Genomic DNA, 18,683 nt, shown 5'->3' with positions numbered 1-18,683 from the left:
AACGTGTCGCTGGCGGCGCGGTCGATGAAGCGCCGCGCCCTTGGCCTCGCAGTGAACGATCCGCTCGCGGGGACGGCGTTGGCGCCTTCGGCAGGAAGGACGAGGCGACGATGAACACGCCCAAGGCCAGGCTGCTGCGGATCCTGGAGCGGATCGCCTATGGCGATCATGTCACGCCGACGGCCGCCAACTCGAAGATCCTATAGTTCAAGGTGAGTGGCTCGGCCACAATCTCTCCGTCCCGGATCCTGCTTAGTCTACGAATTTCCATCCCAAGTTCAACAAAGGCGGAACGCACCTTCGTCGGCGTGACGTTGCCTGTATGGACCTCCAGCCTAGAAAGCACTCCTGAGACTGAGAATTCGAATACTATGCCATCGTCTCCCGGCGTTGCGCTCAGCGAGTCGCATGAGCCGAGGAAACGCTTTGTCGCTGCGGTCATGTATTTTTCGACGATGGCTTCCGTCGACATCAAATCTTCTCCCTTCGACAAAATAATATATTTCTAATGAGTGGCTCCTAGATGGACCATAGTCCCATCGGACATAAGCTCGATCTACAGCGTTACTGCGTCCCGAGGAGCAAACTGCAGTCATAATCGCCGGACCTGCGCTGCCCTTAGGCAGCTAAATACGGCTGGCATCAGGACTTCCCGCTTTCCATATTGCAGGTGATACCGCCGCCGTCGGATTCATATCCCAGAACTTCACAGTGCGCATGTCCTGTCGTGGCCTTATGGTGCTATTCTGTGCCCGGATGTCACAAAAGTTTTCGATGACAATCGGGAGAACCGGAGTCATTCTCTCGTTCCGTTCAACCCCTGCCGCCAGTGGAGGCCCCAGATGATTGATCGCATGAACATCGACCCGGCTCTCTACCCTTCCGATCTCGAGTGCCTCAAAGCGATTTTCGTTCAGGTATGCGAAGAAGGCCACGTGCAGCCAGGTTCACCGGAAGCCGAGAAGCTTGCAGCCGACCTTGTTCGGCTCTTCCAGAGCGGCATGACCGACGAGACCACTCTGCTTATCGCTGCGCGGGCACGTAACCAGCAACTCAGCAAGGCAGGCTGAGCAACAGCCGGTAGCGCGGCGGCACCTGGAGCGGCCCATCAGCGCCCGGAACGTCCTGACGGGGTTCGAACCAGCGCCTCTTGATCGCGTGTTCTTCGCAGCCAGGGCACCGGAGAGGCATTCGTCGTGGCGGAAATGACGATGACCAAGAGTGACTCGGGCAGCGCGTCAATCGCTGCGGGCTCAGGCATCTCTCTGCGCGCGGCCGCGGGAGAGAAGGTCGAGTGCCGATGGCATTCTCGAAGGATCGATTGCGGTGCTGATCGGCGCCGTTGAGGCGCTCGGCCTGATCAGCGACAAGGCAGGACCGTCCGGCGGTTTCTGGAGCGGTGTCGGCACGCTCAACGACAACTTCAGCAATCTGGGCTTCTTCATCATCATCACCAGCAGCATCTTCATCGCCGCTTGGGCGATTTCCTACATCGTTTACAAAGGCGAAGCGGCACGACGAGGCTGAAGCCGCATCGGTTGCGGAAGTAATAGCAGGGAAGGCCCCGCCCGCTCAACGCAGGCGGGCTGTCCATCAGACCGCTCAGGCTCCCGCCGGCTGGAAGCCACCTTCCTTGAAGCGCTTGGGCAACAGGAAGTCGATCAGGGCGGAGGCGACGATCACCAAGCAGTCAGCGGAAAGATATCCGAGACCGCCAGTGCAATGACGAAGATCGCCACCACCGGTGCTCGGTGGTTCTTCGGGTAAAGCGGCGCGCCGAAGATGGCCGGTCGACGCTTCCACCGCATCGCGATGCCGAACACGCCATGGTGATGGCGGAGGGGCAGAACAGGACTTTGAGCGCGGTGTTCCACCAGCCGAGATTGGCGTGTGCAAGGCGATGCCTATCGTCATCGCTTTGCCGGCAGCCCATTGTCGGCGAAGTGCACGTCGGCGAGGACTTTGCCCGCGTAGCGATCGATGTGAGCGATTGGATGCGCCCCTTCTGGAACAAAAATAGCGGCCGGGAGTTTTGCGCTATTCGGTAGCAACCCCCACCAAACCCTTTGGTCGCAGATTCTCGCTGCCAATTGATCGGGCTGCACAAGGTCAGGCCCATTCACCGTTTGGGGTCGGATGGCTTCGCGGCCCTTGCGCGGGAAGCTCTCGACCCGCACATTCGAGGTCCAATGGTGACTTGATGCCGACATTCTACGGTCGGCCTTCCACACCGGGGTTGTTGAAAACAAAGTCCCGGAAAGCGAACGGCGAGAATACGCGTCGATACGGGTATACAGCGGGTCTGAAGACCGTGATCCCAATCTGCTGGAATCGATTGTGCAGTCGTAGCTATCTTTGCGGCATTAGGTAGCAAACACCACCAGGAAATAGTTAAATCATTGACATTTCAATGGAATACTCGACAGCTAAGAATAGGCCTTCAGGACATCAACGGCGGCGGCCACTAGGACCATCATCGTTTGCGCGTGTTTTCTTCGCCTTGGCAGGGGTTCGGAAATAGCGAAGTTGTCAGGGGCTGTATTATGATGTTTCGCCTGTTGAGGCCGAGGCCTCCGACCATTCAGGATCAAATCAAGTTCATTGGTCCGTGCTCTGGATAGACCTGCTTCGTCCGCGAACATTGGCCAGCGATCGACGGCAGATCGGATGAATTCAATCACGTTCAACGCTTCCTGTTCGGAAATGGAAGCGCCATTAGCGACGGCAAGCAAATGCCGCTGCTCTGGGTTCAATCCTTCCCCTGCAATCGATGCACTATGCTGTCCTCCCGGGCCTGTCGAGAAGGTCAGATCGTACGCCGGAGAGAGTTTCCACCGCCCATCCGATCCCATCAGGAAAGAATGGTTCTTCGAATGATCGTCTCGGTTCCGTGCATACACATTGAAAACCATGTGACCGAACATGCGGAGGACCTCCGCGCTGTCCCTTGTCATCATGTACGTCAGTTTGTGAAGCGAACCGTAGTCAAGTGATGCTTGTCGATGGTCGGCATAGAGAAGACCGCTCGCAGTATGCATATGCAGTCGCCCCTGCGATGTGCGGTCAAATCTCTTGGTCGCGAAAAGACGATTTCCTTTTTTTGTCTGCAGTACCCGCGTATCAGCCATCTCCAACCCGGCTGCACGGGCCATGAGCGCATAAGCGTGCTCCTCGACACCAATATCTATTGGGTCGTCGGAGCCGCGCGATTTAACCATCCAGCGTTCGAGACCAAGCTTCAATTGATGGCCGTAATCGATCACAAAGGTATTCTGATCCGGGTTCAAGCCGATCATGATCTTGGGACGCGCGCCTGCGGAGCCGCCCTGAGCTCCCTGCAGTGCGTCGATCTCAGCCGTGTCCATTTCCTTCTGAACAAGCTCAACCTGCTCAACGAACCAGTCCAAGTCGCCTGCACTTTGCTTTTCATCGGGAAATTCAGGGACGAAAGCCAACGCTCCCATTCCGGAAGTTCCTACAGCAGAAAGACGGTCTAGAGCCGTAAGCGTATGGTAGTCTACCCCCGCTTTTTGAAGGCGACGATCCAGCAATAGGCGTCCCCATCCATCTGGAAGGCTGTCGGCAAAAAGCCCATGCAGCCCATTGAACGGTTCATGCCGAGCTGGAAGAAGACCTGCCTTCACACCGAGATGGAACGGTGAAATTAGCAGTGGTGCGGCAATGAATTCAGCTGCGTACTCAAAGTAAGACCGACGTTCCTCGGTACTCCAGACAAGCGTTCCCATATCCCGTTGGGACCCCTCTAGATCGAGAATCACTCTCATTTTTCTGATTGGCCTGAACTTCATCTCTTGCGAACTCTCTTCCTGGTCGGATGCCCGATGACGTCTTCAAGTGTCTTTGGCGGCCTTGATGGGAACAAGCGCTCAAATTCAGCTTCTGCTTCCAAAGCGAATGCGAGTTTTACGACAGCTTCAAAGGATGCCCTGCCGGTCTCCTCAAAAACTCTCAGGGAGCCGTAGGAAACCCCAGCCTTGGAAGCTAGCTCTCGTTGGGTAAAATTGGCATCGATTCGCCGTCGCTTCATCCGTGCTGCTACACCGTCAATGATTTCCTTCGGGGAAGTCATGTTAAATGTTATCATAATAGCACTTATACCCGAAATTATAACTTAAACGCCATAATAATGACAATTATGATAGAAGTCAAGGCTACTTGCAGCAATTAACCATCGCCCATTTTCGCGATCGACTCCTACTGCCAGTCCGGCTATGAGCCCGATCCCATGTTCAGGACGACGCACATACAGCTTTGATTTCGTCGGTCGCCCAGTGGCTGCCGCGGACACTGTACGCATGCAACCTGGAGCCTGAACATGCCTGCCATCCCATTCTCCGTCGCCTTTATCGCCGTGTAGCCCGCTGCCGCGGCTATGCACATCCCGGTCCCGTCCGGAGGTTCGGAAATACGCGGCTCAGTCGCCGTCCGAACAAGGGAGGGACTGAGCCTTGGCGACGTCCAGAAGATCAACAAAAGGCCAGCATTTCCTGCTGTCGCCCGAAAGCTGACCGCTCACCACCCTCGACCTGTCCAGGTCAAGGAGGCAACAGCTTATGGCTGGTTCAAGAAGATGCGCTGGCCGGAAACGGACGGCGAACCGCAGGGCGAAGCAGGAAAGCTGCCTTGCCCACCCAGTCGGCGCGTGTCGAACTGTCGAGATTGACGCCCTGGCGGGCGTAGATCTGGGCCTGACGATATAGGGGAAGGTGGTCGGCATACTTCGACACCAGAACATGAGCCACCGTGCCTCTGTAGGAATGCCGCCTTCGACGAGACGTGCCGGTGCTGGCGCCTGCACGACCACCTCTTCGCAGGCCCGACAGGCATACTTCGGTCGACGGGTGACAATCACCCGGAACTGGGCGGGCACGATGTCCAGACGCTCGGAGACGTCCTCGCCCATAACATGCAGCCGGACTTGGCAGCACGGGCAGATCTTGTCGGCGATGTCGATTACCTGCTCGACGCGCGGCAGGTGATCCCGCCGCACACGTGCCTCAAGATCAACATACGAAAAAAGAGAGCCTGTCCGCTCGTCCGATCCGCGCATCCACCAATCCCAAATCAGTCTGGGATCAGTGAATCACGCTCCCCACAGCTGCGCTAGCACTTCTTCAACAGCCTGCTAGAGAGGCAGCCCTGCCCCCTTCGTAGAGTTTCGTGTGTCGCCAAGCGTACGAAAATCCCGAGGAAGGAACCTGCTGGCCTAAAGAGACGCTAAGGAATATGGGATCCCGATTCGTGTCGAGGATGGCTTGGCCGCCGTCGAGAAGCGTCGGGTCTGGGGCATATAGACCACTGCGCCTTCCGATCCGTGCGGCATCGCAAGTTGACCCGCGACTGAGGCACCGAACCGTAAAGCTTCTTCCAAATGTGACATGCTCTAGCTGCGGGCTGGCGATGCCCCCCGCTCACCGATGTTGACGCCCTCACTAATAGTACTGATGGCGAAATCCACCAGGTAGTCATTGAGAGCCAAGGAGGCCGCCTCGGCCCGACCGATATCGCGTTCCGAAATTGCCGCCAGGATTTCGCTATGTAGGGCCTTGCCGCGCACGACTTCAGCCTTCTCATCGCGTACATGCGTTAGCCAGAAGCGCCGGGACAGCGCCTGCAAAGGTGTCATCAGCGCTTCGAGATATGGATTATGCGCGGAGTCGATGATCAGTTTGTGGGTCTGGCGCACCGTTTCCGCGTAGTCGCTGAACGAAAACTCCGCCGTCAACGTCGTCCTCATCGCCTGAATGCTTCCAAGATCCTTCGCGGTGGCTCGCTTGCAGGCAAGCCCCACCGCAAGCACCTCGGTAGCTCTGCGGACCTCAAGCCTGCTGAGTTGATCCTCGACTGAGTTCGCCGGAATCTCGATGCCTTTGCTCGGGTGGATCCGGACCATGTAGTTGCGTTCGAGACGCTGAACGGCTTCGCGCACCGGCGTTCGCCCGAGACCCGTAATCTCCATCAGGCCGCGCTCCGAAATCATCGAGCCTGGCTTGATCCGCCCCTCTTCGATCAGTCGTTGAAGCGTACTCAGCGCCACCTCCGATTGCCCCATCCGACGGTCTCCAAAGCCTCAAAGCCGATTCATATAATGCATAACGGCTGTTGCATACCACCGATATATCGGTCATATATTGGAAAATATCTATGGAAGGCTGTGATGAAATACGCCCCCAACCGGGAACCAAGCCCACTTCCCTACTCGCCCTTCAAGAGCTGCACCGTCCCGAGACCAATTGGCTGGCTGTCCAGCGTCAGCCGTTCGGGCATCGAGAACATCGCGCCCTACAGCCAGTGGCAAAACCTGACGTTCGACCCACCCATGGTCATGTTCTCGGCCAATCAGTACCCGGACGGCCGACGCAAGGACACGGTGGTGAATGCGGAAGAAACGGGCTGGTTCGTCTGGAACATTGCCACCTACGACTTGCGCGAGGCCGTCAACCTGTCGGCAATGGCGCTGCCGCCAAACGAGAGCGAATTCGACCGGCTTCACGTGACACGGGAGTACGCTGACAACGCGCCCATCCCGATGGTGAGGGAAAGTCCCATAAAGTTCGAATGTCGGTATCTCAGCACGCACCGACTGAAGGGCAACTCGCCGGTCGGATGTGTCGACATCGTGTTCGCCGCTGTCGAAACAATTCACATCGACGACGCCATTATCACTGCCGATGGCAAGATCGACATCGCCAAGGTGCGGCCGATCGCCCGGCTCGGATATTTCGACTACACGGTTGTCAGCGAAACCTTCCAGATGCGCGTGCCTGGCTCGGATGCCGCCGCCCAGGCGGGTCTGGAAGGCCGGCCGACCGCCGCGGCGGAATAGACATTCACTCAAACAAAAGAAAGATAGGGGAACCATGAAAACTCTTATTGCTGTTGCATTGGCAGCAAGCCTGTTGCCGTCGATCTCGAGTGCGGCTGACCTTGTGTTCACAGGCTGGGGCGGGACGACCCAGGACGTCGAAAAGGCAGAATGGGCCGATAAATTTTCCGCGAAGGAGGGTATCTCGGTCCTGCAGGACGGCCCGACGGACTACGGCAAGCTCAAAGCCATGATCGATGCCGGCAATGTCACTTGGGATGTCGTGGACGTGGAAGCCGACTACGGGGTCCAGGCCGGCCGGAACGGGTTGCTCGAAAAGCTGGATTTCAGCGTGATCGACAGGTCGCGGCTCGATCCACGATTCGTCACCGACTATGCCGTCGGCGGCTTTTACTATTCCACACTTCTGGGATGCAACAGAGGTGCCGTCGCCCAATGCCCTAAAACTTGGGCCGACCTGTTCGACACGAAGAAGTTCCCCGGAAAGCGAAGCTTCTACAAATGGTCGACGCCGGGTGTGCTCGAGGCGGCACTTCTCGCCGATGGCGTTTCGCCGGACAAGCTATATCCTCTGGACCTGGACCGTGCCTTCAAGAAGCTGGACACGATCAAGAGCGATATCGTCTGGTGGGCAACGGGAGCGCAATCGCAGCAACTTCTGGCTTCCGCCGAGACACCGTATGGAGCTTTCTGGAACGGTCGCCTCAATGCCGTGGCAGGGTCGGGCATTTCGGTCGAAATGTCCTGGGACAAGAACATTATCGCCGCAGACCTGCTCGTCGTTCCGAAAGGCACTAAGAACCATGACGCGGCCATGAAGTTCATAGCCTTTGCAACCTCAGCCGAGAGCCAGGCCGCCATGGCCAAGGGCACGGGCTATGCGCCGACAAACCTGGACTCACGGAAGCTCATGGAGCCGGCCATCGCCAAGACCTTGCCTGACCAGCAAACAGCAACCCAGATCAACGCGGATCTGGAGTACTGGGCAGCACATCGCGATGAGATCGCCAAGCGCTGGTATGCCTGGCAGGCCAAGTAGCTGGGCTTAGTGGGTGGAGCGTAACGGTTGCTGGCAACCGCGGCGCCAGTGCGGAGAGGACACGATGACAGTCGCAGCAGCAAGCACACGAACCGGACGGCATCGCAGACGCACGGCCAGCGGAGTTGCCTATACCCTTCCGGCCCTGGGCCTGATTTTCTTGTTCTTCGTCGTCCCGGTCGTTGCCTTGTTGCTGCGCAGCGTAATGGAACCCACTCCGGGGCTCGGCAACTATGCCGAGTTCCTGGGCTCTTCGACTTATCTGCGCATTCTGTTCAACACCTTTTTGGTATCCGCGGTGGTGACCACCCTGTCGGTTACGATCGGCTTTCCTGTCGCATGGGCTCTGGCCATAATGCCTACGCGCTGGTCGGGGATACTGTTCGCCATCATCCTGCTTTCCATGTGGACCAACCTGCTCGCTAGGACGTACGCCTGGATGGTGCTGCTGCAGCGCACAGGCGCGATTAAACAAACTGCTTCTGGCTCTGGGCCTGATCGATCAGCCGCTGGCACTGGTCAACAACCTCACCGGCGTCACCATCGGCATGACATACATTATGCTTCCCTTCGTAATCCTACCGCTACGCGGCGTCATCAGGAACATCGATCCGACCGTGCTGCAGGCCGCCTCCGTGTGCGGCGCAACGCGCTGGCAATGCCTCATCCGCGTTTTGATCCCGCTAGCCCTCCCCGGCGCCGCCGCCGGTGCGCTGATGGTCTTCGTGATGTCGCTCGGCTATTTCGTTACGCCTGCCCTCCTCGGCAGCACCTCCAACATGATGTTGGCGGAGATGATCGTGCAGTTGATCCAGTCGATGGTCGATTGGGGGATGGGCGGTGCCGCCGCCTTCGTCCTGCTTGTGATGACGCTCGCCATCTATGGTGTCCAACTCCGCCTGTTCGGCACCGGGCGCATCAATTCGAGGCCGTAGTCCATGCTGCTCGACTTTGACCGCCTCGGGCCCTGGAAGTGGGTGCTCGCCACCATAACCGTTCTCGTAGCGCTTTTCCTGCTTCTGCCCATCATGTTCATTGCCGTCCTGTCGGTGGGGAATTCGCAGTGGTTGATTTTCCCGCCCCCCGGCTGGACGCTGCGCTGGTATCGGGACCTGTTCGCCGATCCTCGCTGGCTGGAAGCGGCATGGACAAGCGCCAGGATCGCCATCGCCGTCACCGTGCTGTCGGTCGGCATCGGCCTGCTGGCCTCGCTGGGGCTGACCCGCGGCAGTTTTCGTGGCCGCGAAACGCTGAAGGCGCTGTTCATCACACCGATGATCTTGCCTGTGGTGGTGCCGGCCGTCGCGCTCTACGCTTTCTTCCTGAGGATCGGGCTAAACGGCACCGTGGTCGGCTTCGTGCTTGCCCATCTGGTATTGGCCCTACCTTTCTCCATCATCTCTATAAGCAATGCGCTCGAGAGCTTTGACATATCGATCGAGGACGCGGCCATTCTGTGCGGGGCGGCGCCTTGGGAGGCAAGATTCCGTGTCACGCTCCCCGCTATCAGCCATGGCGTATTCGCCGCAGCGGTGTTCTCGTTTCTCGTCTCCTGGGACGAGATCGTGGTGGCCGTGTTCATGGCCAGCCCGACCTTGCAAACCCTGCCGGTCAAGATATGGACCACGCTTAGGCAAGACCTCACTCCGGTCGTCGCCGCTGCATCCACACTTCTGGTCTTGTTCACAATCGTCCTGATGCTGGCCGCCGCGCTGGTGCGCAAAGGAATGAAACCATGACGGTCCCGTTCCTCCAGATCCGGAACATCCATAAAACGTATGGCAACGTGGTGGCCGTAAAAGACGTGACGCTCGACATCGCAAAAGGCGAGTTCATCACCTTCCTCGGGCCGTCGGGCTCAGGCAAGAGCAGTACGCTCTACGCGTTGGCAGGCCTGCAGGAGCCGACGTCCGGTGACATCCTGCTGCACGGTCGCACCCTACTCGACACACCTTCGCATAAACGAAACATCGGCATGGTGTTCCAGCGCTACACACTGTTTCCGCACCTGTCTGTCGGCGAAAACGTCGCCTTTCCGCTCAGGGTTCGTCGGCGGCCGAAGGCGGAAATCCAGGAAACCGTCCGCCGGGTCCTAAAGCTGGTACGCCTAGAGGGCTTCGAGGACCGGATGCCTGCGAAGATGTCGGGAGGCCAACAACAACGCGTGGCATTGGCGAGGGCACTGGCGTACGACCCGCCAGTGCTTCTGATGGATGAGCCGCTTTCGGCGTTAGACAAGAAATTACGTGAGGAGATCCAGCTCGAGATCCGGCGCATTCATCGGGAAACGGGGGTGACAATTCTGTACGTCACTCACGACCAGGACGAAGCGTTGCGCCTCTCCGACCGGATCGCGGTGTTCAGCAAAGGGGTTATCGATCAGGTCGGCACAGGGGCGGAACTCTATGCCAATCCCGCCAGCCGATTTGTCGCCGAATTCATTGGCGACAGCGATTTCCTCAAGGGTCGCGTGGAAGCTATCGACGGCAGGCACGCCGACATTCGGATCGCTGGGGATGTAGTCGTACAATCCGTACCGGTTCATGGCGACCCGGCGCATGGAGGCGAGGTGTCGGTAATGCTTCGCCCGGAGCACATCTCGCTGTCGCAGGTGCCTTCAGCCGAAGGCAGCCTGCCGGTGACGGTTATCGACATCACCTTCCTGGGGAACAACACGCATGTCCTGACCGAGACCAGCTCGCATGAGAAACTTTCGGTGCGGCTGCCCTTCGGCCATGCCGCTGTCAATGATTTGCAGCGAGGACAGGCGGCCTGGGTCAGTTGGGATTCTTCAATGGCGACAGCTTTCTGTGGCTAAGCTTTCCGGGAAAGCCCGACCCGCTGCTGCGTGGAGAGCGTCAAGTCACACAAGATTTGGCTGGCTCCCGCGCTCCTTCGTTTCCGGGGTGCGGAGCGCCCCGGAAAGTTCGCCGACACTGGGCAGCCTGCCCTGAAGCGCGCGAGCACGGCGGCGTCGATGCGGTCGGTCTTGGACATGCACTCAGCGGCCCTGGCGAAAGCGCGTGTATGTCGCGGATTCATTTTGACCAGCGGCAGGCCTCTTGCGCCCAGCATGCGCTCGAGCAACCGATGGTAAACGCCCGTCGCCTCCTAGACGAGGCGCTCGGTGCGAGTGGCGCCAGCCAGCCCATCAGTTTGTCTGGCTAGAGGCTTGCCTCAGTATGGCAGAGACATAGAGCGTATCGCTGGATATCGGGGGGGAAATTCCAGATATTGAGCCCCTTGGTCTGGCAAGGTTATGAAGGTGAAGGCATTGGGCATGGGGACCTCGACCGTCGGCTCGCGCTCTTCCGCTCGAAACGAAACAGGAGATGATGGCGGGCCACCGGGTATGCTTCGCGCATTAGTGGTTGACGACAAAATCACGGGACGCATGCTCCCGCCCAAGGCGAAAGGGGCTGCCAGCTATTTCACTATGGTCCCGCGGTTCGAGCCCGATCCGGATGCTGGCCGCCGCGGAATGTACATAGCAAAGCCTCTCATCAGCTAGGGTGACGAACGCCCTTTTGGGGGCTGATCGGCGTTCTTATGGTCAAGCACCCTCCTCAGCATGGGTTCGATGCGCGAGAGTTCGTCGAGATGCGCCGCCGACAGCTCGGCCAGGCAATCGTCGGCGCGCTCCGTCAGCCGCAGCAGCACACGGCGATGGTCGTCCTTGTCCTGATCCCGCACGACCAGTCCCGCCTCGCTAAGACGGTTGACCAGTTCGACGGCGCTGTGGTGGCGGATGCGCAGGCGCTCCGCCAGGTCGCCGACCGTCACCGGTCCGCCGCCCGGATACCCCTTGATCGCCAGCAGTGCCTGATGCTGGCGCAGTGTCAGTCCGGCGTCTTCCGCCTGCAACTGGCTGAATTCGAGAAAGCGGCGGATCAGATAGCGAAACTCGGACAGCCGCTGGTAGTCGGCCTGTTTGATGGCGGGGCGAGGTTTTGCGGGCTGCGTCATGCCAGACATTGTTCGTTTTCTGGCGAAAGCTCAAACGGATTTCAGGCGAAACCGGCTTGAATAATTATATCGTGTTACGATACATAGCCAGCCGACAATCCGGCTGGCCGTTTCGACCGTGCCGCGTATCCCAGACACGGGCCGCCGCCAGGAAGCAAACCACGATGAAGACCCATCAACCCAACCCCGGTCATCTCAGGGATTTCACCACCGATGCGCGGGTGCTGTTCATCGCGGCAATAGCCGTTGTGGTCGCCACGGCGGGGCTGTTTGCCGGCATCGTAAGTGCGCTGATCATCGGCCTGATGGCGCGCTATGGCAGCGAGATTATCCGCGGCCATGGCATTCCCGAGGCCATCGAGGCGATCCTGCTCGGACGTTCAAGGCTCGATGCCAAGGTGGCGATCCTGAAGCCGCTGTCGTCGGCGATCTCGATCGGCTCCGGCGGGCCGTTCGGCGCCGAGGGGCCGATCATCATGACCGGCGGCGCCATCGGCTCATTGATCGCGCAGATGCTGCCGGTCAGCGACAATGAGCGCAAGACGCTGCTGGTGGCCGGGGCGGCGGCGGGCATGACCACCGTGTTCGGCACGCCGATCGCCGCGATCATGCTCGCGGTGGAGCTGCTTCTGTTCGAATGGACGCCGCGCAGCTTCATTTGCTGTTGCCGCGATCATCGCCGAGGTCGAGCGCACTCTGCTGCATCTGCCTGGGCCGATCTTCCCGTTCCAGGGCGGCATGGCGGTCTCGTTCCTTGGGCTTGGCGGCTGGGTTCTGGTCGGCATCTGCGCCGGCTTGTTGTCGGGGCTTTTGACGCAGATGGTCTATGGCTGCGAGGACGGCTTCCAGAAATTGCCGATCCACTGGATGTGGTGGCCGATGCTCGGCGGCCTGGTGGTCGGCATCGGTGGCCTGATCGAGCCGCAGGCGCTCGGTGTCGGCTACGACAATATCGCCGACATGCTCGATGGCCGCACGCTCGCCACCGCGGCACTGCTCCTGCTCGTGGTCAAGGCCATCATCTGGTCGGTTGCGCTCGGTTCGGGAACATCCGGAGGCGTGCTGGCGCCGCTGCTGATCATGGGCGGGGCGATGGGAGCGGTACTTGCCGGAATTCTGCCTCCGGCCGATCCGGGTTTCTGGACGCTGCTGGCCATGGCCGCCACCATGGGTGGCACGATGCGGGCGCCGCTGACCGCGACCTTCTTCGCCGTCGAGTTGACAGGCAACACCCACGTCCTCGTGCCGCTGATCGCAGCGTGTGTGACAGCGCATGCCGTTACAGTGCTCCTGATGAAGCGTTCGATCCTGACCGAGAAGATCGCCAGAAGGGGACACCATCTGGTTCGTGAATATCGCGTCGATCCCTTCGCCTTGACCAGGGTGCGCGAGGTCATGACCTCAGAGGTCGAGAGCGTGCCGGCGACGATGACGCTGCATGGCGCGGCGGCTTTCCTGACCGCGCCGGAAACACGGCATCCGAGCTTTCCGGTGGTCGATGAAAACAGGCAGGTGCTCGGCCTCATCGATCCGCCGGCAATCCTGCGCTGGCGCCGTGCCGGCAAACACAGGACGACGACGCTCGGCGACTTGCTTGCCGGAAGCAAGGTGACGCTCGCCTACCCCGACGAATATCTGGAAGGCCTGTCCGACAAGCTGCTGATGGCCAACGTGTCCCATCTGCCTGTGGTCAACCCCGGAAGCCTGCAGCTGGTCGGCTATGTCGGCTGGAAGGATCTGATGCGCGTGCGGTCGAGGAAACAGGCCGAGGAGCGCGACCGATCGACCGTGCTGGGCCGCATCGTTCCATCCTTCGCGAAGCCATGATCGAAACGTTCGTTCGCCAGAGGATCACCGATCCCGACGACTGGTTCACTCGTGTCCCGCACTACCCGAGGCCAGGCACCGACCCGGTGGAAAAGAGGCTGTATCTGGATCACATCTACAGCGTCGTCGATCGCATTGGCGCGGAGGTCGGGCAGAAGCCGCCAGGGCGGTCCACGTCTTCCTCCCTACATGTCGCGAAGGCGCGACCTCCAAGTCACCCGTCAATCAAATGCCAGGGTTTTATGTCGTCACCGATTTCGGTCTCGCTGGGCTGACGCCGGATCATGATCGCTTTTACGAGGCAAGCTATCGTCCAACTCTTCGACAGCTGATTGCGCATGTTATTCAGACGGAAGGTCCGCTGTACGGTGATATTTTCGCCATCCGGATCGCGAGGGCACATGGCATGGAGCGACGGGTTCAACCATACAGAAGATGGTGACCGACGCCGTAGACCCGCAGTTTCCCCGATCTCGTGAGGAGGAACGGGACGTGTTCTGGCCGGAAGGTTCGGCGACGGATCGCCCGGTGCCCTTCCGGGTATCGGCTGATGGAAGCCGATCCCATGCCGACACGCCGCTTGCCGAACTCGCCAGCTTGGCGTCGCCGTATTTGCGTGTCAGAAGGACAATGGGCAGTGTCTGTGCCGCGCTGACTTTGCCCACGACCGACGTCAGCCCGCCCCAATAATGAGTTCCGCTCATTCCTGCAACGTTCTGCCGATCCTAGTTTCTATGACTATAATTATGCATTTTTGCTCCCGGATCCGTCGCGCAGTTTGAGCCGAGGTTGGCGCGAGATTAGCTCCTTGACCGTTTCTGCCGACAGGCGCCGATCACGAAGTAGCGCCGCCGCAATGTTTTCAAGTTCAGGTCTCATCCCTTCAACGAGCGCCCTTGCGCGTCGGAACTCTGCGGCAAGGACGTTTTCCACCCGGGTCTGCAGACCGCCGTTCATATGCAGCGTCACGAGCAGTTCCTCCTCGCTTGCCCCGGACAGAAACGTGAAGCCTGCACCCAGCCCGTAGGCGGCTTCCACCTGCAGGGCTGTCACCGTGGCGATGTGGAGGTCGGAACCTTTCCGTCCTCCTCCACCAGCAGACCTCGAACCGAACACAACCTCCTCGGCTGCAAGTCCTGCAAGCGCGAGGGCGATCCGGTCCAGAAATCCGGCTTTGGTCCGTTCCGGAAAGGGCTGCTCGTCGAAACGGGCCCCTCCTCCCCGTTGCGTGGTTTCGCCTGTTGGGTCAAAGGTATCGATGATCTCCACGCTCCTGAGATCGCCGACGCCCAATGTCAGGCCGACGACCACGTGGCCAGCCTCGTGGATCGCGTTTCGCCACAGCAAGGCTTCGGGGAGAGACAGGAGCTCGGGCAACTCGGCGAGCAAGTCCGCGGTTTCGAGGTCGCGCCGCGCACGGCGCGCGCGGCGACGCGCCTGCCGGGCGAGCTGTTCCAGGGCAGCCCCTGTCCAGCCGTCGGTGCGAGCGGCCACTGAACTCAGGTCCAGGGAAGACGACGCCTCGGCTAGATGCCAACCGAGAATTCCTTGTCGTCCTGTCATGTCCGGAAGCGGAATGCTCACACGTCTGTCGAGCCGGCCCGGACGGATCAGCGCCGCATCCAGCATATGGGGGAAGTTCGTCGCCCCCACCACGACGACGCCTTCCCGGCCACCGGATCCATCGAGGCATTCCAGCAGGCCATTGACGACCTCGCGGCTATATTGCGCGTTGTGCCCGGAGAAGGTCGTCCTGTCTCCAATGGAATCGATTTCGTCAATGAACACGATTGAGGGCGCGTTCTTCATACCTTCTGCGAACGCGCCTCTCATCGCCTTCAAAAGATCTCCCAAGTGGCCCATTGCCTGCCAGCGCGCTAGCGAACCCAACACAAGATGGACTCCACAGCTTCGCGCGAGAGCCGCGGCGAACATCGTCTTGCCCGACCCTGGCGGCCCGCTGAGCAGGATTCCCCTATCGACTTCCGACCACCCGATCTTGCCTGCGCGCCAGTCCTTTAAGTCGACGGCGAGCTCCCTTCCCCAGTCGGCAGCGGCGCCCAATCCATGGAGGTCGTCCAGTGTCGGTCCCTGCCCTACGCTCGACTTTGGAGCGACCATGGTGGCGCGAGCCGCTTGCAAGACCTTGTCCAGCGCCCTGCCCTTGCGCCAGATTGCGGCGAGAACATGCAGAGGGACCGTCGCCAGGAATGAAGCATCCTCGTCCGACAGGATTTGGTTGCGGCAGAAACGGGCGGCCGCCTTGAGATATCGGGGCTGGATGGCCGGAAGCACCAGCACAGCATCTGCAACCGCGTCAACGTTTTCCGCGAGGAGGTCGCGGGAATGCGTAACGACGACGATGCGGTCGTTGGAACCCGTGATCCCGAGGAGGTCGAACCGTTCGGACTTTTTTCGCCCATCCGGTTCGACCGTCATGACGAGCGTCCGGTCGCGATCGTACACGCTCCCGGTGATAAGCGATTCCCCCTTTGCCGGGAATTTGGACGCGCCCTCGTAAATATCCACGTCCTCTTCCCTCGGCGCGATCAGGACGATTACGGCCGGTCCTCCCGACAGGAAGTCCCGTTGATGCCGGAGTGCCCGCATTACCGAGCAATAAGCGGCGAACCGCGTTGCATTCAAAGCGAGCTTGGCGCTCAGCGCTTTCGACATGCGTTTCATTGGATGTCCCGATTTGATGGTTCCGCGCGCTCGGCGGCGCAGCAGCGATGATGTTCGAAAGCAGCGTTCAGCCGCGGATGCGGCGAACCGCTGTCTCAGGTCCGATCCTGGCTTCGTCGAGATCGATCTCGACGAACCGTCGCAGGACTAGCGACGAAAGCCCCGCTATCGGGACCGTCTCATGGAAGGCCGTCAGGCATTCGGCGACGGTGAGCGAGCCGTGCTCGTCCAACGCCGCCAGCACGCGAACCCGGTCGCCCAACGGACAGTGCCAGCGGGCGTACCGAAGCAGGTCCATGGAATTGGCGAGCCTGTGCCCTGCAACGATTGGCGATTGGACTTCATATTGATAGCCCGTCTCGGCGGCGGCATCCTGGATCCATGGCTCCAGACGACTGCTTTCCGACACTGCATTGACGAGCGAAGTCTCGTTCTCTCGGACGACAAGAAAATCCGGAACATGGCTGTCGCCCAGTCGATGCAGGACGAGCGGGAGGCATGACCATTCGACCACCGTCGGGTCGACGTCGAGCAGACATCCAAGGTCTCGCGCCCTCTGGGTCCTGAACAAGGGCGTGCCGATGCAGCGGACAGTTCCTCGTGGATGGAAATGAAGACGCGCGGCATCGGCGCGGACGGACACGAGTTGGTCGGTTTCGATTTCGGGCTGGGCGGTCACGGGACGCTCCTACGCATACGCAAGAATGATCGGCCGCTGCGAGGTGCAGCGTCGGGGCGCGATCAGCGTATGAGGAGCGATGCCTGTTTCATGGTGATGGGAACAAATAGAGAACGCCGAATGTGGAGTCAACCCATACTTTGAAGACAAAATTCTGCCGCGCAGCGTCATGCCGAAAACGGATTTGTTGATTTCTGTTGCGTCGGCGATGCTGGTGTCAGCACCATTGTAGAATGGTTGGAGGGTAGTATGGCAAAGCGGATGGATCTTGACGATCTAATGGTTGAGCTGGAAGTCAATGTCACATGTGGGGCACTTGATCGAAATCGCGAAAGGCAGGCCGGACGCGCATAGAGTCACCGCAACGCTAGAGGACCATGAGCGCTGGTTCCTCTGGGCAAATGAACATGAACGAGAGCATGGCAACGGCAGCCTACTAAATAGAGAGCACCCCGTCTACGTCGCCGCTGCGAAGCAAGTGGAGAAGATCAAGGCGGCTATGGCCGCGCGCCGGAACGTTCCTCGTTCAACTGGATAGCGATTTCCTGAGATTGTGCTTTGTCGAGAGAACCTTCCTCGGCGAATTCCCTGGTTATCCCCTTCGCTCAGGGGCGCCACCATATCTAGGTCCTTCAGGTGAGCCGCTCCCCCGGGGCAATAGGCCCGATGCCTGAAGGTAGCAAAGTGGGGTGGGGAGATAGGATGAAGGGATTCGGGTCGATCTGTCTTGATCGATGTTTGAACTGGATTGCGCTGTCCACAAGGTTCTCCGCCGCCAAACTCTCCAGGGGTTCGGCGACGAGGCCCTTGTTGGCGATATCACCTTGATGGTTGCATCCGGGTATCAAACTTTGACATAGACCACATTCCGGAGGAAAACATGAGCGGCAGGAATTTCAGCCTAACAGACCGTCTGAGCGGCTTCATCGATAAGGAAGTCGCGTCCGGGCGTCACCAGAACGCCAGTGAAGTCGTCCGTGAAGCGCTCAGGCGTTACGAAGACGACATCACCGCGGAGCATGCCAGCCTTGCAGTGCTCGAGAAGATTGCCAAAACGGGCATCGCGGCGATCGAGAGTGGCGATTTCACGCTTGTCAGCGGCCCGAATGGCTCTCAGGCATTGCTGGATCGTCTGAACGCGCGTGCGTCCGGCCGAACGGAAGGAAGCCGACCTCGGCATGGCTGAATACCGCCTCTCAGCCCAAGCAGAAGCCCAAATCGATAAAATCCTGGATTGGAGCCAGGAGAAGTTTGGCGATCTCGCAAGAGAGCGGTGTGCCGCTCTCTTGGTCGCGGCAATGGAAGATGTAGCGGAAGATCCCGAGCAGAAATCCGTATCGTGGAAACGCACAGCCTTCGGGAGCATTGGCGCATACCACATAAGTCACAGCAGGCGACGTGTCCCCGATCCTCCCGGCCCAGGCGGAGATCCACGGCATTTTCTAGTCTTCCGCATTGGGCATGAAGGGATCGTCGACATCCTCGGATTTATCCACGAACGCATGCTTTTCGGCCGCGCCCTTGGTCGAATCGTCAGCGAGAATAGAGGCGACACGTAGAGGTTGTCAATGCCGCTCGAATTTTCCCCAAAAGTGCCGAAGTAAAATTCCCCAGTTTCGCCGCTCAGGCTGTCGCGGCGG

Annotated in this window: 14 protein-coding genes and 4 pseudogenes; 11 read left to right on the top strand and 7 right to left on the bottom strand. The window is 59.6% G+C overall.

What is annotated here, in order from left to right; all coding sequences use genetic code 11:
• The 3 genes from FJ546_RS31440 to FJ546_RS30620 all read left to right on the top strand — a co-directional run.
• Nucleotides 1-206: hypothetical protein (locus FJ546_RS31440; RefSeq protein WP_210243130.1), on the top strand; the 206-nt coding region annotated here is incomplete at its 5' end.
• Between the two features lie 636 nt (nucleotides 207-842).
• Complete coding sequence (locus FJ546_RS30625) at nucleotides 843-1,070, top strand: hypothetical protein (protein ID WP_140892968.1); 228 nt, start codon at nucleotides 843-845, stop codon at nucleotides 1,068-1,070.
• A 256-nt stretch (nucleotides 1,071-1,326) separates the two neighbouring features.
• Complete coding sequence (locus tag FJ546_RS30620; RefSeq protein ID WP_140892967.1) at nucleotides 1,327-1,527, top strand: hypothetical protein; 201 nt, start codon at nucleotides 1,327-1,329, stop codon at nucleotides 1,525-1,527.
• Nucleotides 1,528-2,426: 899 nt separating this feature from the next.
• Here the strand turns inward: FJ546_RS30620 and FJ546_RS30615 are convergent.
• The 3 genes and pseudogenes from FJ546_RS30615 to FJ546_RS30600 all read right to left on the bottom strand — a co-directional run bounded on the left by FJ546_RS30615 (nucleotide 2,427) and on the right by FJ546_RS30600 (nucleotide 6,073).
• The gene (locus tag FJ546_RS30615; protein ID WP_246687030.1) at nucleotides 2,427-3,746 is read right to left on the bottom strand and encodes a type II toxin-antitoxin system HipA family toxin; all 1,320 of its coding nucleotides are present in this window, start codon (nucleotides 3,744-3,746) and stop codon (nucleotides 2,427-2,429) included.
• A gap of 813 nt (nucleotides 3,747-4,559) precedes the next feature.
• A pseudogene (locus FJ546_RS30605) lies at nucleotides 4,560-4,999 on the bottom strand (IS66 family transposase zinc-finger binding domain-containing protein); the annotation flags it as partial.
• A gap of 405 nt (nucleotides 5,000-5,404) precedes the next feature.
• Nucleotides 5,405-6,073, bottom strand: coding sequence for a GntR family transcriptional regulator (locus FJ546_RS30600; RefSeq protein WP_140892964.1), 669 nt, complete (start codon nucleotides 6,071-6,073; stop codon nucleotides 5,405-5,407).
• 105 nt (nucleotides 6,074-6,178) lie between these two features.
• Here FJ546_RS30600 and FJ546_RS30595 point away from each other — a divergent pair, with 105 nt between their 5' ends.
• The 5 genes and pseudogenes from FJ546_RS30595 to FJ546_RS30575 all read left to right on the top strand — a co-directional run bounded on the left by FJ546_RS30595 (nucleotide 6,179) and on the right by FJ546_RS30575 (nucleotide 10,704).
• Entirely contained in the window at nucleotides 6,179-6,847 is a 669-nt protein-coding gene (locus FJ546_RS30595; protein ID WP_140892962.1) for a flavin reductase family protein, read from the top strand.
• Nucleotides 6,848-6,881: 34 nt separating this feature from the next.
• On the top strand, nucleotides 6,882-7,886 hold the full coding sequence (locus tag FJ546_RS30590; protein ID WP_140892961.1) for an ABC transporter substrate-binding protein: 1,005 nt from the start codon (nucleotides 6,882-6,884) through the stop codon (nucleotides 7,884-7,886).
• Nucleotides 7,887-7,950: 64 nt separating this feature from the next.
• A pseudogene (locus tag FJ546_RS30585) lies at nucleotides 7,951-8,821 on the top strand (ABC transporter permease).
• Between the two features lie 3 nt (nucleotides 8,822-8,824).
• The gene (locus tag FJ546_RS30580; protein ID WP_140892959.1) at nucleotides 8,825-9,625 is read left to right on the top strand and encodes an ABC transporter permease; all 801 of its coding nucleotides are present in this window, start codon (nucleotides 8,825-8,827) and stop codon (nucleotides 9,623-9,625) included.
• Nucleotides 9,622-10,704: an ABC transporter ATP-binding protein gene (locus FJ546_RS30575; protein WP_140892958.1), complete on the top strand. Its 1,083-nt coding sequence runs from the start codon at nucleotides 9,622-9,624 to the stop codon at nucleotides 10,702-10,704. The genes FJ546_RS30580 and FJ546_RS30575 overlap by 4 nt, the downstream gene beginning before the upstream one ends.
• Before the next feature lie 134 nt (nucleotides 10,705-10,838).
• On the opposite strand, the pseudogene FJ546_RS31860 reads toward FJ546_RS30575, so the two are convergent.
• Together FJ546_RS31860 and FJ546_RS30565 are read right to left on the bottom strand one after the other, a co-directional pair.
• Nucleotides 10,839-10,943: pseudogene (locus FJ546_RS31860) on the bottom strand (IS110 family transposase); the annotation flags it as partial.
• Between the two features lie 450 nt (nucleotides 10,944-11,393).
• A complete protein-coding gene (locus tag FJ546_RS30565; protein WP_140892955.1) occupies nucleotides 11,394-11,861 on the bottom strand; it encodes a helix-turn-helix domain-containing protein in 468 nt (155 codons plus the stop codon).
• A 155-nt stretch (nucleotides 11,862-12,016) separates the two neighbouring features.
• On the opposite strand from FJ546_RS30565, the pseudogene FJ546_RS30560 reads away from it, so the two are divergent.
• Nucleotides 12,017-13,679 (top strand): annotated as a pseudogene (locus FJ546_RS30560) (chloride channel protein).
• A 744-nt stretch (nucleotides 13,680-14,423) separates the two neighbouring features.
• On the opposite strand, the gene FJ546_RS30550 reads toward FJ546_RS30560, so the two are convergent.
• Together FJ546_RS30550 and FJ546_RS30545 are read right to left on the bottom strand one after the other, a co-directional pair.
• The gene (locus FJ546_RS30550; RefSeq protein WP_140892952.1) at nucleotides 14,424-16,364 is read right to left on the bottom strand and encodes an AAA family ATPase; all 1,941 of its coding nucleotides are present in this window, start codon (nucleotides 16,362-16,364) and stop codon (nucleotides 14,424-14,426) included.
• Nucleotides 16,365-16,431: 67 nt separating this feature from the next.
• Nucleotides 16,432-17,043, bottom strand: coding sequence for a hypothetical protein (locus FJ546_RS30545; RefSeq protein ID WP_246687029.1), 612 nt, complete (start codon nucleotides 17,041-17,043; stop codon nucleotides 16,432-16,434).
• Nucleotides 17,044-17,923: 880 nt separating this feature from the next.
• Here FJ546_RS30545 and FJ546_RS30540 point away from each other — a divergent pair.
• Nucleotides 17,924-18,229, top strand: coding sequence for a type II toxin-antitoxin system ParD family antitoxin (locus FJ546_RS30540; protein WP_140892950.1), 306 nt, complete (start codon nucleotides 17,924-17,926; stop codon nucleotides 18,227-18,229).
• On the top strand, nucleotides 18,222-18,602 hold the full coding sequence (locus FJ546_RS30535) for a type II toxin-antitoxin system RelE/ParE family toxin (protein ID WP_140892948.1): 381 nt from the start codon (nucleotides 18,222-18,224) through the stop codon (nucleotides 18,600-18,602). Before FJ546_RS30540 ends, FJ546_RS30535 begins: the two co-directional genes overlap by 8 nt.
• The last annotated feature ends 81 nt before the right edge of the window (nucleotides 18,603-18,683 follow it).

Source organism: Mesorhizobium sp. B2-4-19 (genome assembly GCF_006441315.1).
GTDB lineage: Bacteria > Pseudomonadota > Alphaproteobacteria > Rhizobiales > Rhizobiaceae > Mesorhizobium.
This window is presented reverse-complemented; position numbering and strand designations above follow the sequence as displayed.